The 15,278-nt window shown below is 43.1% G+C and carries 12 protein-coding genes; 6 read left to right on the forward strand and 6 right to left on the reverse strand.

Translation table 11 applies throughout. The features are described 5' to 3' along the window. Positions 1-484 precede the first annotated feature (484 nt). Complete coding sequence (locus ACX5KA_RS12325) at positions 485-1,462, reverse strand: transposase (protein ID WP_458731275.1); 978 nt, start codon at positions 1,460-1,462, stop codon at positions 485-487. A gap of 355 nt (positions 1,463-1,817) precedes the next feature. Between ACX5KA_RS12325 and ACX5KA_RS12330 the strand changes: the two genes are divergently transcribed. Both ACX5KA_RS12330 and ACX5KA_RS12335 read left to right on the forward strand, forming a co-directional pair. Beyond that, on the forward strand, positions 1,818-2,876 hold the full coding sequence (locus tag ACX5KA_RS12330; protein WP_458731276.1) for a flavin reductase family protein: 1,059 nt from the start codon (positions 1,818-1,820) through the stop codon (positions 2,874-2,876). After that, the gene (locus tag ACX5KA_RS12335; protein ID WP_458731277.1) at positions 2,873-4,027 is read left to right on the forward strand and encodes a fatty acid desaturase family protein; all 1,155 of its coding nucleotides are present in this window, start codon (positions 2,873-2,875) and stop codon (positions 4,025-4,027) included. Before ACX5KA_RS12330 ends, ACX5KA_RS12335 begins: the two co-directional genes overlap by 4 nt. On the opposite strand, the gene ACX5KA_RS12340 is transcribed toward ACX5KA_RS12335, so the two are convergent. Further along, positions 4,005-4,442 (reverse strand): DUF2177 family protein, encoded by a 438-nt coding sequence (locus ACX5KA_RS12340; protein WP_458731278.1) that lies wholly within the window; start codon positions 4,440-4,442, stop codon positions 4,005-4,007. The genes ACX5KA_RS12335 and ACX5KA_RS12340 overlap by 23 nt on opposite strands. A 278-nt stretch (positions 4,443-4,720) precedes the next feature. On the opposite strand from ACX5KA_RS12340, the gene ACX5KA_RS12345 reads away from it, so the two are divergent. Continuing rightward, positions 4,721-5,092, forward strand: coding sequence for a hypothetical protein (locus ACX5KA_RS12345; protein WP_458731279.1), 372 nt, complete (start codon positions 4,721-4,723; stop codon positions 5,090-5,092). Positions 5,093-5,161: 69 nt separating this feature from the next. Here ACX5KA_RS12345 and ACX5KA_RS12350 read toward each other — a convergent pair whose 3' ends face one another. Further along, a complete protein-coding gene (locus tag ACX5KA_RS12350) occupies positions 5,162-5,620 on the reverse strand; it encodes a hypothetical protein (protein ID WP_014948738.1) in 459 nt (152 codons plus the stop codon). A gap of 263 nt (positions 5,621-5,883) precedes the next feature. On the opposite strand from ACX5KA_RS12350, the gene ACX5KA_RS12355 reads away from it, so the two are divergent. After that, complete coding sequence (locus ACX5KA_RS12355) at positions 5,884-6,750, forward strand: DUF417 family protein (RefSeq protein WP_458731280.1); 867 nt, start codon at positions 5,884-5,886, stop codon at positions 6,748-6,750. A gap of 84 nt (positions 6,751-6,834) precedes the next feature. Here the strand turns inward: ACX5KA_RS12355 and ACX5KA_RS12360 are convergent, their stop codons facing one another. Continuing rightward, the gene (locus tag ACX5KA_RS12360) at positions 6,835-8,058 is read right to left on the reverse strand and encodes an endonuclease/exonuclease/phosphatase family protein (RefSeq protein ID WP_458731281.1); all 1,224 of its coding nucleotides are present in this window, start codon (positions 8,056-8,058) and stop codon (positions 6,835-6,837) included. Positions 8,059-8,360: 302 nt separating this feature from the next. On the opposite strand from ACX5KA_RS12360, the gene ACX5KA_RS12365 reads away from it, so the two are divergent. Both ACX5KA_RS12365 and ACX5KA_RS12370 read left to right on the forward strand, forming a co-directional pair. After that, entirely contained in the window at positions 8,361-9,410 is a 1,050-nt protein-coding gene (locus ACX5KA_RS12365; RefSeq protein WP_458731282.1) for a PLP-dependent cysteine synthase family protein, read from the forward strand. Positions 9,411-9,446: 36 nt separating this feature from the next. Further along, on the forward strand, positions 9,447-10,703 hold the full coding sequence (locus tag ACX5KA_RS12370) for a DUF2891 domain-containing protein (protein ID WP_458731283.1): 1,257 nt from the start codon (positions 9,447-9,449) through the stop codon (positions 10,701-10,703). 42 nt (positions 10,704-10,745) lie between these two features. On the opposite strand, the gene ACX5KA_RS12375 is transcribed toward ACX5KA_RS12370, so the two are convergent. Together ACX5KA_RS12375 and ACX5KA_RS12380 are read right to left on the reverse strand one after the other, a co-directional pair. Next, entirely contained in the window at positions 10,746-14,621 is a 3,876-nt protein-coding gene (locus ACX5KA_RS12375; RefSeq protein WP_458731284.1) for an EAL domain-containing protein, read from the reverse strand. Positions 14,622-14,921: 300 nt separating this feature from the next. Beyond that, entirely contained in the window at positions 14,922-15,236 is a 315-nt protein-coding gene (locus ACX5KA_RS12380; protein WP_458731285.1) for a two-component regulator propeller domain-containing protein, read from the reverse strand. Positions 15,237-15,278: the final 42 nt, after the last annotated feature.

The raw sequence follows: 15,278 nt of genomic DNA on the forward strand, positions 1-15,278 counted from the left end.
ATAGCAACAATTTAGCAGAACATAGCCTTTTGTTTTGGCTATAGGCCAACTCATAGACTGTCAGAATTTAGCAGGGGCAACGATGGCCTTGCAATGCCCCAACGGCACGCCCATTTCTAAATTGTGGCTTCTCACTTCGATGTTGATAGCAGGCAGCGGAATATTCACTTGGCTGTATCGAAATCGCGATCAGTAAAATGAGACAGACACTCCACTAAAGTGACAGACACTTCACAAAGGTGACAGGCATATACAATTCTTTCTAACGTGACAGGCATAAACAATTCTTTAGCAAGACAGGCATTGTGCAACTAGAAGATGAAAAGATGTTGGACTCTTAAAGTCCATGAAATTACAGTCGATGATAGCTGATGACTGTCCGAGCAACTTGTAAGCTTACGAAATATCAGTAAATAGCAAACTAACTAAACTGTTGGACAGTTTTAGGTACATGAAAATTGGCGATGAGTAGTTTGTAACGAGCTCAGCCTAACAATCTTAAAGCGTTTTGGCGGCCATGAACCCTTTTTAAGTTTTGATTAAGAGCATATCGCTCGAGGTTTATAAGCCTTCCAGCAGCGTGCTTAAAGCTTCTTTCAAACTGAGTGGTTAAATTTAACCATTGCTCTAATTCGATATTTAAGCGTGTAAGAATTGGAGGCAAGTCGTTCTCAACACTACCCCGTTTATTTGGCTGAAGAGTTCGACTTGATGCATCTATAAGCTGAAGGTAATCTACAAAGGTAAAAGGTAAACTACTCGTCATCTCTTGGTTAGGCTTCACCATGAAAGGCATCAGTCTTTTTGGTTTTTTCCCCGCTTTGGCCGCCTGAACTCTATATTTAATACTAGTGTAGCCAGATTCTTCAGGAGTTTTTGCCAATTTTGCTCTCACTGGATTTAAATCGACATATGCCATGCATGCAGCAAGAGCAGATTCATCTAATAACGCTTGTGATTTAAATCGGCCCTCCCAGAAATGTCCTGTACAGTCGTCCTCTTTGTTAGCAGCTCGAGCGATATACTCATTCAGTGCGCGCATAAACCAACTGATATCAAATAGTCGTTTGCGCCACACTTCTGCAGTCAATCGTACAGATTCGATTTGCATTTCGCTTAAATCTTTCCTCGACATAGGGGACAAATATAGCCGTGTAAGTAAGGTTCCCTTGAATAGGCGGTGCCAGCGCTGGATGATGTCTTCCGTACTGAGTGATTCTGCTTGATTTTTAGATACATGCAGCACTAAGTGAGTGTGATTGCTCATTACTGCGTAAGCACAAACATCAATAGTGAATACGGTACTCAGAAATTGAATTCTGTCTTCTACCCACTTACGTCGATGTTCAAAGCTTTTGCCGTTTTCTTCACCACATAAATAAGCACGGCGAACACAGCGTGAAACACAGTGATAATAAGGCGTATCATTTAAACTAATCTGCGACTTTCTGGCTTTAGGCATAGCGTTTTTCTAACTTGATTGACTCTTCAAGATAGTGAATCGCTATTCATTGGAAAAAAAGTGTACAGAGGTACAGATTTGAGAGTTTCAGAGCAGCAGATCATTGCCTGTCACCTTATTCCTTACATTATTCCTTCCCCTCTCTTTTGTAGCTTTTGTGATGTCTGTCTCATTAATTACCCCTGGGTTTTCGCTCTATTGCAGCATTTTTGGTGCCTGTCTCGTTTAGTTTGCTTGACGTTGAAAAAATTAAGCTTACACTTGCGCGCCTAATTAGCGTACACGTGTACGCTTAAATATCTTCATACTATTTGTATTGAAAGTATTCCGACGAAATACAGGTGTGATTTCTACATTGAGACTATTACTAGATAAATTCACTGATCGCATTTTTCACCATGCCTCTTGGAAGGGCTACTGGGAAGTGCTGATGCAGCAAATTAAACCCGCGTGGCGTGATGGGTATTTCAGAGCCAGGGTTGTGGCAGTAAAAAAACTAAGTGCAGATATGCTGGAGGTTTTACTTAGACCAGAGAAATCTTGGCCTACGCATATCGCCGGGCAGCATGTTGCTTTGACTATAGAGGTTAATGGAAGACTCACCACTCGCATATTTACAATAGCTAGTGGCTCCAACACCCACCAACGAACAAAGCACATCCGTCTGGTGACAAAAGTTAAAGCTCAGGGCGCATTAACACCTTATCTTCACTCTTGTGAGCCTAATCAATGGGTAAATATCTCAGCCCCTATGGGGGAATTTATCTGGCCGAAGGTTGAAAAGCCCCTACTTATGATAGCGGGCGGCTCGGGTATAACTCCTTTCATTGCCATGCTTGACGATGCCGTCAACAACGCGCAGCTAAACCATACACCGGTACACTTACTTTATTTTGCTAAGCCGGACGAGCATGTATTACTCAATGAATTATCAGCGTTCAGTCAGCGCTGTGAGCACTTCACCTATGATATTTTGAGCAAGCAAAAAGACGGAGACGTAGAAGCGCATCTGTGTAACTTTGCCAATGCACACTGGTTAGTGTGTGGTCCACATGCCATGTTCGAGCAAGTTGAAAGTTATGCAAATACGATCAACGTCCCTGTTTCGAGCGAGCACTTCGCTGCGCTTCCTGTCCTAAGCAGTTCTAGTCTTAGCCAAAGTGAAACCTTTTCCTTGGTACACAACGGCCAATCTTTAACTGTCGACAATCAGCAAACCCTACTTATACAACTTCAGCAAGCAGAACAACCTGTGACTTATGGCTGTGGCATGGGAATCTGTCATCAATGTCAATGTGTTAAAAAACGGGGCGTAGTGAGAGATACCCGCACGGGTGAGCTTTCAGATAGCGCAGAGCAACTTATTCAACTGTGTGTATCACAAGCCGTTACTGATTTGGAGATTCAACTATGAACACCAGCGTTGCAATAGACAACCAACACCGTGAAGAAGCCATCGAACAAGCGCATTTTCCGATAAGTGGAACCAAAGCAATTCGGTCAACGAGCACTAAAGAGAAACCGAACTACGAGTTACTTGCAGCCCAGCTTGATGAAATTAAAGCTGACATTAAACGAAAAGTGGGTGCTGAAGATGCGGCGTATATCCGACGTATTATTCTTGTTCAGCGTATTTGTGAATGGAGCGGCCGGATACTCCTGATGTTGGGATTCATTCAACCGCTGCTCTGGGTTGCCGGCGTATTGAGTTTAGCTACAGCAAAAATTCTCGATAATATGGAAATAGGCCACAACGTGATGCACGGCCAGTACGATTGGATGAACGACAAACACATTAATTCGAAAGGCTATGAGTGGGATATCGCCTGCGATGGTGCGAGCTGGAATCGCGTTCATAATTACGAGCATCACACGTATACCAATATTATTGGGAAAGACAGAGACTTTGGCTACGGCTTGCTTCGCCTGTCTAACGATTTTAAATGGCGTGTAAAAAACCTATGGCAGTTTGCGACTTACATCGTACTTAGTGTTTTATTTCAGTGGGGTGTGTCGTATCACGAAATGGCCGCTGAACGGGTCTTTTTTGGAAAAAAGAAGGCCAACCGTAAGAACCAAGTTACCCATAGCGAGCTTAAGAAGCGCTTTTTCAGCAAAGGGGCGCGTCAATTAGTAAAAGACTATGTACTATTTCCTTTGTTAGCTGGGCCGTTATTTTTATGGGTACTTTCAGGTAACCTTGTTGCCAACTTGCTGCGCAATTTGTGGACATCTACCATTATCTTTTGCGGCCATTTCACTGGCGACGTGGAAACGTTTAAAGAAGAAGATTGTGTTAATGAAACCCAAGGACAATGGTACTACCGACAAGCGCTGGGCTCTTCGAACATTAAGGGCGGAAACCTGTTTCACGTGCTTACTGGGCATTTAAGCTTTCAAATTGAGCACCACCTGTTTCCAGATATCCCAGCCAGACGCTACCGAGAGATGGCGCCCAAGGTAAAAGCCGTATTCGAAGAACACGGCATGCACTACAACACTGGCGGCTTTTTAAAACAATACGCCAGCGTGTTAAAGCGCATTATTCGCTACTCTTTCCCTTAACCAGTTGAAACCCTAACCAGCCGGCCATGGCGCTTGCGCTGGTTAGGCACGTACCCCACGCCCAATCAATCAACATGATAAACAAAGCAAAACCTTCAATTATGCTGTACGCCGTTAAATTGTAGGCGCCATAACTGGCCAACCCTAGAAGCGCGCCATCGATCCCAGCATAAAGTAACGACTTATCTCTGTTCGCTACCACGGCAAGTACAAACACTACGCATCCATACATTAAATAAAACACTACCCAAGGCCACGTAATAAATTGACTTCTAAGCAGAGGAGCCATTTCACTTTGATACCAGCCATCCGCAATAACGCCAAGCCACAAGAAGTCGAGCACACCAAAACACACAAAGATTGCAATTAACGACACGACGATGTTTTTCGCAAAGCGAATGATGTTGGAAAGCATGGAACCTATCCCTATAAATAAGCAAATTGCAGATGCAAGTGATTTAAAATATGAATACGCAAGTGTTGCACGATAAGCGCACCGCGAGAAAGCTAAACCTTAAAAAAACAAATCCACACTTTACTTAAAACTTACACTGGGTGCTGCAACTAAAGAGGCGTTTGAATCTCAAAGTGACGTGGTTCAAATAAGCGTTAAATAAAATGAATAAAACACTATTAGTAATAACGACCTCTTTGATTGGCAGTGCGTGCGCTCATAGGCCACCACCTTTAAACATGGATGAAATATTTTTTGAAACGAAGATCAAGCAAGACGGTACCAAGCTCTTCGCGTTTAGCATTCCGTTAATGCAGCATCGTGACGGTGCCAAAGGTGGCGGTAAAGGCGGCCGTGGTCAGGGAGGCGAACGAAGTGGTCGTGGCAGTCGCCAAGGTCAGGAAAGTCGGGAAGGCTCGTCACATAGCAGCGATAGAATGACTGAGCAACTCTATACATCTCTTGATGAAAAACTGGATGAGACCGGTTACTGCCAAACGGGCTTTCTAGAAATAGATACACACCAAACCGAAGATAGGCTTCACCTATTAGGTGAGTGCAATGAAACGGCGAGCGAACTGGACAAAATCGAGTTCCCCAACGTTAATTAACCCGCGTTGTTGTGAAGCGCATTGCCGGTGGCGTGCGCTTCATTCAACGTTCGTTTGCTAAACAACCTCTTAGTCAACACACAAGGTATGCTCCACAACGCCGTTAGACACATAAGCTCTACAGCCGAATAAGTCCGTACTTTCTAAACACACGCCGCGCGCCTTTTCTCCCGCTTCCATATTATTGTTTTCCGTAACACAAGCCACTTCGCACTCGCTGCTGTCATTACACGCATTACCAGCATCGTTTGCTGGTAGCACACAAGCATGCGCCTGCTGTCGGCCTACTTTCTTCCAGTTACCACCGTGTTTATCACACACTTTTTCAGACTCAATGGAATAGGCCTGCTGCACCAAAGGCAATGAGGTATCAACGACTTGCTCTAATCTTTCGACGTCTTCAACACTCGCGATTGGCTCATCAATAGGTTCTGGGGGCTGAGCGCCACAAGCAGACAAGGCTGCACACACGCCTGCTATTAACCAGATCCTAAAACGCTTCTGTGCTCTACTGCTTGCTTGTTTCATTTTTTCTCTCAATTTATTTTACTTTCTAAACAACAACTATTTAAAAACCAACCTATTTAAGCCCTACACTACTCAAGACCTAAGTTATTTAAGACCGCTGCTACTTATGACAACCGCTATTAGATAAGTTCTTATTTTGTCGATAAACCCTTATTTGCTTATTGCGCTATGCCAAATAAATTATCAAACCTATGAAATTATAGTGCTACCTCGACGGGTCTCTACATACACTTCGCAAAACTAGCAGTATTTACGGACGCTTTATGACACTAAACCAAACCGAAAACATGGTCACCGCATTGCTCACTTTTAGCTTCGCAGTTCTTGGCCTAACATTTTTATTGGGTGCAAACCCCAATGCACTTATCGCTACATTTAGTTTCTACTCGTTAGACACTGTGTTGAGCGGGAGTGCCCTTGGTGCTTTTTCTGGTATCGCATTGCTGTTACTACCGTTAATGACCATTGCAGCACGTTTTAACCTTGTTTCAGCAAAAGCAGTAACACTATATGCCGCTTTTGTCACTGCCATTCCATTGCTGACGTTATTGTCACCAACAAGATGGATGGCCGATTTAGGGGGCTTCCCGATTATTGGCAGCGGTCAAGGCATCATTAAGTACTTCGCAGTATTACCGCTTTTCCTATTCTTGTTTTATCGCGAAAAGTTTTCGCACAAGCAACTGACATACTTTAATTTTGCTCCTGTAGCCATGGTCTTATTATGGATAGGAGGCATGAAGTTTTTCGAGTTTGAAGCCAATGCGATTATGGGGCTAGTTGAAACATCACCGTTTATGTCGTGGCTTTATGCTGTGTTTAGCGTTCAAGGAGCATCGAATGTAATTGGTGGGTTTGATGTCCTCTTTGCATTGCTATTGGGTGCGGGCATCTTTTCTAAGAACAAGCCGGTGATCATTGCGAGCGGACTGGCTTGTTTATCGGTATTTCTGATGACACAAACGTTTTTGTTTACTGTGCCGGATACCTTTAACAACACGACTATTGTCAACCGCCTAGGTCAGTTCGTTATTAAAGACCTTTGGTTTGTCGCTAATTTAGCGGTAGTCGCCTACTTCACGATATCTAAACCAGGTAATGCTCAAAGCCAGAAAGCACAACGGAGCTAAATTGGGGTGAATTGGGCTAAAAAAGGCCGCTTACCGCGGCCATTTCAAAAAATACAGAACAGTGAAAGAATAAAGCCTAATCGATTAATAATTTTTATCATCTTGTTTAAGTGACAAGCTAATCCAAACCAACCTATGATCTGAGCTGGCTTCACGGTCTTTAACTAATCGATATAGGTCACTGGTTTTTGCAGGCCAGAAAACGCCAGCATCGTTCACATCGAAGCCAAATCGAGATGGCAAAACATAGTCAGCTCTGGCTCCCCAATAGGCAGTAAAGCGGTTACTAAACTCTGCATCTGACGCGCCTGCGCCGCCTGCGCTTGTTGGAATGATGTCATTATTAACTAACGGGTGCTCGGTCAACTGTTCAATAACACCCTCGCGATGTTTATCTCCAATATCCGCCGCATTAAAATCACCAACGAGTACAAAGCGCGCGTTCTCTGACAGACTGACTTTCTCGCCATTATCATCGTAAATGTAGGCCCCTTTATCCGGAGAAAGATAATCTGCCATAAGCCTAATTTCGTCAAAGTTGCGTTTGCCGTTGCGATCCTCGCTTCCATCGAAATTAGGTGGTGTTGGATGCATAGCAAGTATGTGTACGGTTTTACCTCCTACTTTCACCGGCACATCCCAGTGAGACTTAGAACTCAACCTTAGCGCGGCCCACTCTTCTACGTCGTACCATGGCTTGCCCTTATCAGTACTTCCGCTCTCATTGGGAATAATAGGAACCTGTGGATGAGGCATGTGATGCCATTTAAACGTTTGAAAGGTGCGAATACTATCAACATCAATAGGGTATTTTGACAAAAGCGCCATGCCATATTGCCCGGGATAAAGCCCAAAACCATATGCATCGCCACCAAAACCTTCTGCTTTGCCATTGTTATCTAAGTCGAATTTCGTGGGCTCCCCTGTGTTGACTGTGGCCACATACGTATATGGGTAATCCACAGGCTCAAGGCCGCCTTGTGAAACATTTAGGTAGTTCTTAACAAATGCTTCTACCCCTTTACGCTTATCTGCAATGTAGTCAAATTCATTCAACATCAAGATATCGGGGTTAACGCGTTGAATAATTTCAGCAATGTTTTTAACTTGGCTATGCTCACCCGTTGAAAGAACGTGTTGAAGTACCTGATCGCTTGGCTTCATACCCAACGCTTTATAGTTAGTGGCTTCCATACTTACATTAAACGTTGCGACTTTAAGCATTTGCTCTTCTTGCGAGCGAGCCAGCGTAGATACGAATAATGCGGGTAAAAGAGCTATTGCACAGAAAAGTGCCCTATTTTTCATGTTGTTACCTGTAAGTAAAAGCGAAATGCAAAGATAGCAACTTTAGCGACTTATCTGAACTTTTTTGTTTTATTAAAGACCGTTGTATCAACAAGATGGTCATGCTCTCGATCTTACATAAAAACGGAATTTATTTTCATAAATGAGATCCATTAAAGAAATATTTTTTACTATAAAGCACTAATACTAAAATAATAGAATCAAATACTCGCTCTTAACTGATATTCTAATTTTGTTTTATACAGCTAGCGTCAAGCGAACTACGCTTAACGTTTCACATTTTGGGTGAATGAGAGAAAGTTATGAAAAGCTGGGTTTCAAAAGCGATCAATATTATCAATGCAGATTATCAACGTTCGGCTGATACGCACTTAATCAAATTAGAGCAGATCGCCTTTAGAGATATTGATATCTATCTTAAAGATGAAAGCACCCATCCAACAGGCAGCTTAAAGCACCGTCTAGCCCGGTCCCTTTTTCTGTACGCTCTTTGTAATGGAAAAATTGTAGAAGGAACTACTGTGGTTGAAGCCTCGTCAGGCAGTACAGCGGTGTCTGAAGCTTATTTTGCTAAAATGATTGGCGTTCCGTTTGTTGCGGTTATGCCTAAATCTACCGCCCAAAGTAAAATCGCGCTTATTGAGCGATATGGCGGGCAGTGTCACTTTGTAGATTGCCCTACGCAAATGCACAGCGAAGCAACCAAAGTAGCTCACGAGCTTAATGGCTACTTTATGGATCAGTTCCTTTTCGCTGAGCGCGCTACAGACTGGCGTGGCAATAATAATATTGCTGAGAGTATCTTTGAACAAATGAAAGCCGAGCCCCACCCTGTTCCACACACCGTGGTTATGAGCGCAGGTACAGGTGGTACATCAGCTACCATTGGCCGCTATATACGTTACAAAGGTCTTGCTTCTCAACTTGTGGTCGTGGATCCAGAATTCAGTGTGTTTTTTGACAGCTTCAAAAATAACGATCATTCACTTACTGCTACCCGTGGAAGCCGCATAGAAGGGATTGGACGCCCTAAAGTGGAAGCCTCTTTTCAGCACGACGTTATAGATGACATGATTGCCGTTCCCGATGCCGCCAGTATTGCAACCATGCATTGGTTAAACAACACCATGGGAATTAAAGCTGGCCCTTCTACTGGCACTAACTTATGGGGCGCATTAAATATTGCTGAACAAATGAAGCTGCGAGGAGAAGTGGGATCGATCGTAACGCTTATGTGCGACAGCGGAGAGCGGTATGGTGAAACTTACTATAATGCTGGTTGGGTAGAAAAGACCATTGGCTCATTCGCTGAATACACCACCAAACTAGAGGCCATCGGAGCCCCTGCTTAAATAGCCTGTTTCTGCTGTTTAAAGTGCTGGGGCGTTATGTATCGCGCAGCACTTTATTCAAAGCGTTTATCTCTATACATTGGCGATATACTTCTCATTGATAAAGCGCACAAAATTATGATCAAAATAAAAAACGTTGTTAGCTGTACAGTTGCATTCGTCACAGCGTTTGCTGCACACACTGCCTTTGCTACCAGCACATCGACTGTTGAAATTGCGAACACAAGCAACACTAGTATTAACCAAGCCGCAGACGCGACCGCCAACGCTGACGTCCCTAACAACAATTACGAAAACGTTTTTGCTAACCTCGCGCTTCATTGTATTCATCAAGAGTTTCCAAATGTAGTGAAACACATGATAAATAACGGCGATGACGTTAAGGCACCCAATCAACTCTACCCTTCATTTTATGGTTGTTTAGACTGGCACTCGTCGGTTCATGGCCATTGGCTTTTAGTAAGAATGCTAAACACTGCGCAAGATGCAGTGGATAAGGATGAGATCATTGAAAAGCTCAACATCAGCTTTACGCCTAAAAATATCCAAGGTGAATTGACGAGCCTTAAGCGTGAAAACAATGCCTCATTTGAACGTCCCTATGGTCTTGCTTGGTTCCTGCAGCTAACCGCTGAACTACGTCAATCTTCCCTTCCTAAAGCAACAAAATGGCTAAATACTTTACGCCCTCTCGAGGACGAAATTGTGGCCAGGGTGAGCTCGTGGTTACCCAAATTGGCTTACCCAATTCGGACGGGTGAGCATAGCCAAACCGCCTTTGCTTTTGGCTTAATGTTGGATTGGGCGAAAACAGCAGGCAATAAGGAGTTTGAAGCGCTGTTAACGTCTAGGGTGAAAGACTACTATCAGGACGATACACAGTGCCCTCTTGCCTACGAGCCTTCGGGACAAGATTTCTTATCACCGTGCTTGGCCGAAGCTGATTTAATGCGAAGAGTAATGTCTAAAAATGACTATAGTCAATGGCTTTCAGCGTTCTTTCCTAGCCTCACAGCTAGCACATCAAATTGGCTAGCTCCCGCTACAGTGACTGACAAGACGGATGGTAAACTCGCTCACCTAGACGGGCTGAATATCAGCCGTGCGTGGATGATTGAAGGCATCACAAGCGCTTTACCAGACGATGACGCACGCTTACTAGTACTGAAGAAAACGCTAGAAGCACACCGTGAAGCAGGCTTAAACGCGGTGTTTGGTGATATGCACTATATGGGAAGTCACTGGCTTGGCAGTTTTGCTAGCTACTTGGAAACTCAGCGCGGATTGAAATAAAACACTTGAGTATACATGTAGCGCGGCGCTAACAAGTCGCTATTAATTTAGCGACTTGCCAGTCGTTTTCATTGCGTTTATTAAGCCTGATAGCTTGTCACCGGCGACAGGTTTAGAGAAATAAAAACCCTGCAAATACCTACAGCCGTTTCGTTGAAAGAATTCGACATGCTCCAAGGTCTCAATTCCTTCCGCCACGCATTCAATATTCAGACTCTCAGCCATACGTAATGTCGCTAAAATAATTGCTTCATCACCACTATTAAGACCAATACCCTGAACAAAGCTCTTATCTATTTTTAGTACGTCAATCGGGAAATCTTTTAAATATTTTAACGATGAGTACCCAGTACCAAAGTCGTCCAATGCTATGATAAACCCTTTAGATTTTAGCGCTCCTATGACATGCATGGCACTGTCATAATCTTCCATCAAAGCACTCTCTGTAATTTCAAATCGAATGTTTTCTGGTGGAACACCATTCGATTGCAATAGCGCCACTATATCCTTTAACGAATACTCATTTATGAGGTGTTTTGCGCTTAAATTTATTGATAAGTAAGCGCGGCTATTATCTGCGTATAGTTGCTGATGAACAGGTAAAGCTCGCTCAATAAGTTGCGTCGTCATTTCGGCTATCATTCCTATGTTTTCCGCAACTGGAATGAAAATATCGGGTGAGATCATTTCATCACCGTCTTTCCATCTCATTAACACTTCGAAGCCTTCAATAGAACCTGTCGCACAACACACAATGGGCTGATAGTAGTTTGAAAAAGATTTATTGATGCAGGCATGTTTCAGTTTATTTTCTAATTGAAGTTTTGAACGCGCTTGCTCATTCATGTGCTCGGTAAAAAACTGAAAATTATTGCTGCCGGCTTCTTTAGCATGGTACATGGCAATATCAGCATTCTTTAATAATTCTGCTGGAAGTTGCGCATCATCAGGATAAAGTGAAATACCAATACTCGCCGATACACTCACCTCTTGGTTGGAGAGCGTAATAGGTTGCCCTAAGGCTTGTATAATATCATTGGCAATATGACCAAGGTCCTGCACACTACCAACACCTTCGAGAAGAACTACAAATTCATCACCGCCAAGTCTCGCTACCGTGTCAGACTTCCTGATTAACTTTTCGAGACGTTTGCTAACCGTTACTAGGAGTTCATCACCGGCCTCGTGTCCAAGACTATCGTTAACTTGTTTGAAGCGGTCTAAATCAATGAAGAATAACCCTATTTTGCTTTGTTGTGATGCAGCTTGATGGAAAGCGTGCTGAAGGCGGTCAAGCAGAAGAGTGCGATTAGGTAGGCCTGTTAAATTGTCATAGTTTGCCAACTGAACAAGCGCGTTTTGTGCGTCTTTTTGCTGCGTTATATCCGACAATATCACCAGGTAGCGATCGATTTCTTGGCCATTTCGCTCACTCGAAACTGCGGTCACCCTTATACTTACCGCGTAGCGCTGGTTTGTGAAACTGTTAATATAAGCCTCGCCACTCCAGTGTTCGTTAGGACCAAGCTTACGCATTTCCGTATACGTTTCTTCGAGCTGCTGTTTCTGGCCAAGATATAGCAGTTCGAGTTCTTCTATTAGATTTGCGTCTTTGTTAATACCAAGCGCTTCTTTGAACGATTGATTAACAACGATAGGCTGGAAATTACTATCGAAAATGACTACCCAGTCCCGCGTGTATCGAAATGCTTCGCCAAATAACCGAGCTTTAAATTCGGCATTCACCGACTCAGTTATATTGGAGTAAGTACCGACTAATCTTTTGCTATTTTCCGTTTCATTATTTTCAACCAAGGAGCCTACATCTCTGAACCATTCATAATGACCGTCTTTCGCTTTCATGCGATAGCTAATATCTATACCCTTGGACTGTCCGCTAACCGCTTTCTCCCACTGCTCTAGGAACGAAGTAATATCATGATTATGAACGAGAGATATATGCTCTCTGAACGACAGCCTTGTCTCCGTGTCTGAGTAACCCAAGTCATCCACGATACGCTCTTGGGTAATTTTATCTGAGTCCTCATACCATGCCCAAACTTTGGTATTGCTCGCAGTTAGCGCCATAGACAATCTGTTTTTATGTTTTAGTGCCTCAGAGTGCGCAGCGCGAAGTACCTCGCTGTTTTTCTTGCGTCGAGCATAGATAACTAAGGTCGACACAAGGAAAACAAAAAGATAAATAGAATACGCCAAAGGCGATGCATAAATTGGATATGCCACCTTGATTTTCAAATTTGCGCGCGGCCCATAAACGTTATTAACGGGGTCAACTCGACCCACACTAAATTCGTATTCACCAGGCTCTAACTGAGGAAATGTGACTTCAGTAGAATTTGTAGGGGGGTATACAACAGAAACATCTCCCTTTAATTCATACTGATAGTAGGAAGCCGATGTCTTCTTAAAACGCATATCGGAGTAGTGAATAGTCAGCCCAACATCGTCATACTCTAATAATAAAGAGCTGTTATTAATACTGCCAATACCAAGCTCTAACGGCTGACTGAGCAAGCTTGCATCAGTAATAAATGTTGACGTTGCCACATTGTCTTGGTCATTAAAGCGCTCTGGTTGCAAAATAGTGAAACCTTTTTGTGAACCGAACGCTATTTTTCCATCGCTCAAACCTACTTTTGCCCCCCAGCTGAACTCACTAGTGGACAAACCTTCTGTGGCGCTATATTGAGATAATTTAATGGCCTTCGGATCGAGCTTGAGGATGCCTTGGTGGCTCCCAATCCAGATATCACCATTTTGGTCTTTCTCTAAACTAACAACGAGGTTAGTCGGCAATAAGTTACTCGTGTCAAAAAAGTATTTCTGCTCATTGGTTTTTGCATCGATTCCATATAACCCATGACCGGGATAAGCAATCCACAAAATACCGTTATCATCCAAAACAGTGTCGATAGGATGGATAGCATATTCCGCTTGAGACTTTCTTGCTTGGTGCAGTTTCTCTAGGCTTCCGCTTGACGTGTTAAATCGCCATAGCTCCCCAATCATAGACAGTAGTATTGAACCATCCTGCGCCCCATGATCAGGTAGAAACGTATAAAACTGGTCGTATTCAAGGTTTGAAGAAAGTGTTTCGGAGAGGGATACTTGCCCTTTCTTGTCATCAAAATTCCAAAACTTGCCATGTGAGGCGACGATATAATTCTCTTTTGATGTGCGAATTAAATCGTATGCCTTGTCTGAGTTTAATAGTTTGTCTTGCTCACTACCTAAAGGGTAAGGTACAGGGCGTTTATTTTCTGTATCAAACTTTACGATACCACCGTAAGTGAGCAACCAAACCCTGTCTTTTTCGGCAGGCCTTATCGTAAATATAGAGCCCGAAGAAATAACGGCTTTATCATCGTCAGTCACTAAAAACTGTTCTACTTTCCCCGTATCTGCGTGATACAGGTTTAGACCATTGTTAGTCCCTAACCATAAATTTTCGTCATCGGTCTCATATAAGCTATAGACAATATTATTACTCAACTTGTCACTACTTTTTCCATCGCCCATAACGTTTTTAAATAGCGTAGACTGAGGTGACCATAGCAATACTCCCGATGTGCCGGTAGAAAGCCACACCTGCTCGTCAGATGTTATTGCCACTTCGTACAAGTCATCGTCTGTTATTTGTAAACGCGAGTCTGATGGTCTAAATAAATGTGTTAGCTCATTAGATGACAAGTCAATAGTATACAACCCTTGGTCTGTGGACATGTAATAGAGGGAGTTTTCAATCAGTTCGAGATCCCAGACATTCAAATGTTTTACGACTAGCTTTGCTGCTGGCATATCGCCGTCGTGTTTCACGAAATTTATTAAACCAGTAAAGTCAAATTGATAGAGGCCTTCAACCGTACCCAGCCAAAACCTCTGATGTTCATCAACCAAGATAAGCTTGGTATTAATATTGTTTAGATTGGCGCTCTCTGAACTAACATGGTCAATTTTCTTGATATCGCCTGTTTGTAGATTTTTAGCATAAAGCCCGACAGAAGTGGCTACGAATAAAACGTCGCGGGTTAAATAGGTATATCGGATAACATCGTCATTTGAAAGCTCACTATTAGAGGAAAAAAGGTCAAAAACGGTTTCTTTTTTCTCTGTGACTAAATCAAATTTGATTATTAGATGGTCAAGGGCGACATATATGATGTTTCCAGGCGCGGAGATAAAATGGGAAGCATATTGCTACCACGAAGGTTGCTCTTTGTAAGGAACATTAATTAATCTTTCCGACTTGCCGGTTTGCCGATTGATGCGATAAATACCACTACTGTAAGTACTTATCCATAAATCACCTCTTTGGTCTTCAAATAATGTATAGATACCATCGTCAGCAAACTCGTTATCTTGCCCCACATATTGCTTATTTTGATTGCCGTCGAACCGATTTAGCCCAGCGTCGGTTGCTATCCACAACAGCCCTTCTTTATCAATAAGCATATCGTTCACGGTGTTTTGACTTAAGCCATTTTCAGTAGAAAGTATCCTGAAGGAAGGCATTGTAACGACTGGTTTCCCCCTGTGTCAGGATAGTTGTCGCCT

This window comes from Alteromonas alvinellae, from assembly GCF_902705805.1.

What these genes read in the sequence shown, in the direction of transcription:
- ACX5KA_RS12365 (WP_458731282.1), top strand. Translation starts at nt 8,361, where the DNA reads ATGAAAAGCTGGGTTTCAAAAGCGATCAATATTATCAATGCAGATTAT.
- ACX5KA_RS12360 (WP_458731281.1), bottom strand. Translation starts at nt 8,058, where the DNA reads ATGAAAAATAGGGCACTTTTCTGTGCAATAGCTCTTTTACCCGCATTA.
- ACX5KA_RS12370 (WP_458731283.1), top strand. Translation starts at nt 9,447, where the DNA reads ATGTATCGCGCAGCACTTTATTCAAAGCGTTTATCTCTATACATTGGC.
- ACX5KA_RS12350 (WP_014948738.1), bottom strand. Translation starts at nt 5,620, where the DNA reads ATGAAACAAGCAAGCAGTAGAGCACAGAAGCGTTTTAGGATCTGGTTA.
- ACX5KA_RS12345 (WP_458731279.1), top strand. Translation starts at nt 4,721, where the DNA reads ATGGATGAAATATTTTTTGAAACGAAGATCAAGCAAGACGGTACCAAG.
- ACX5KA_RS12340 (WP_458731278.1), bottom strand. Translation starts at nt 4,442, where the DNA reads ATGCTTTCCAACATCATTCGCTTTGCGAAAAACATCGTCGTGTCGTTA.
- ACX5KA_RS12325 (WP_458731275.1), bottom strand. Translation starts at nt 1,462, where the DNA reads ATGCCTAAAGCCAGAAAGTCGCAGATTAGTTTAAATGATACGCCTTAT.
- ACX5KA_RS12335 (WP_458731277.1), top strand. Translation starts at nt 2,873, where the DNA reads ATGAACACCAGCGTTGCAATAGACAACCAACACCGTGAAGAAGCCATC.
- ACX5KA_RS12380 (WP_458731285.1), bottom strand. Translation starts at nt 15,236, where the DNA reads ATGCCTTCCTTCAGGATACTTTCTACTGAAAATGGCTTAAGTCAAAAC.
- ACX5KA_RS12355 (WP_458731280.1), top strand. Translation starts at nt 5,884, where the DNA reads ATGACACTAAACCAAACCGAAAACATGGTCACCGCATTGCTCACTTTT.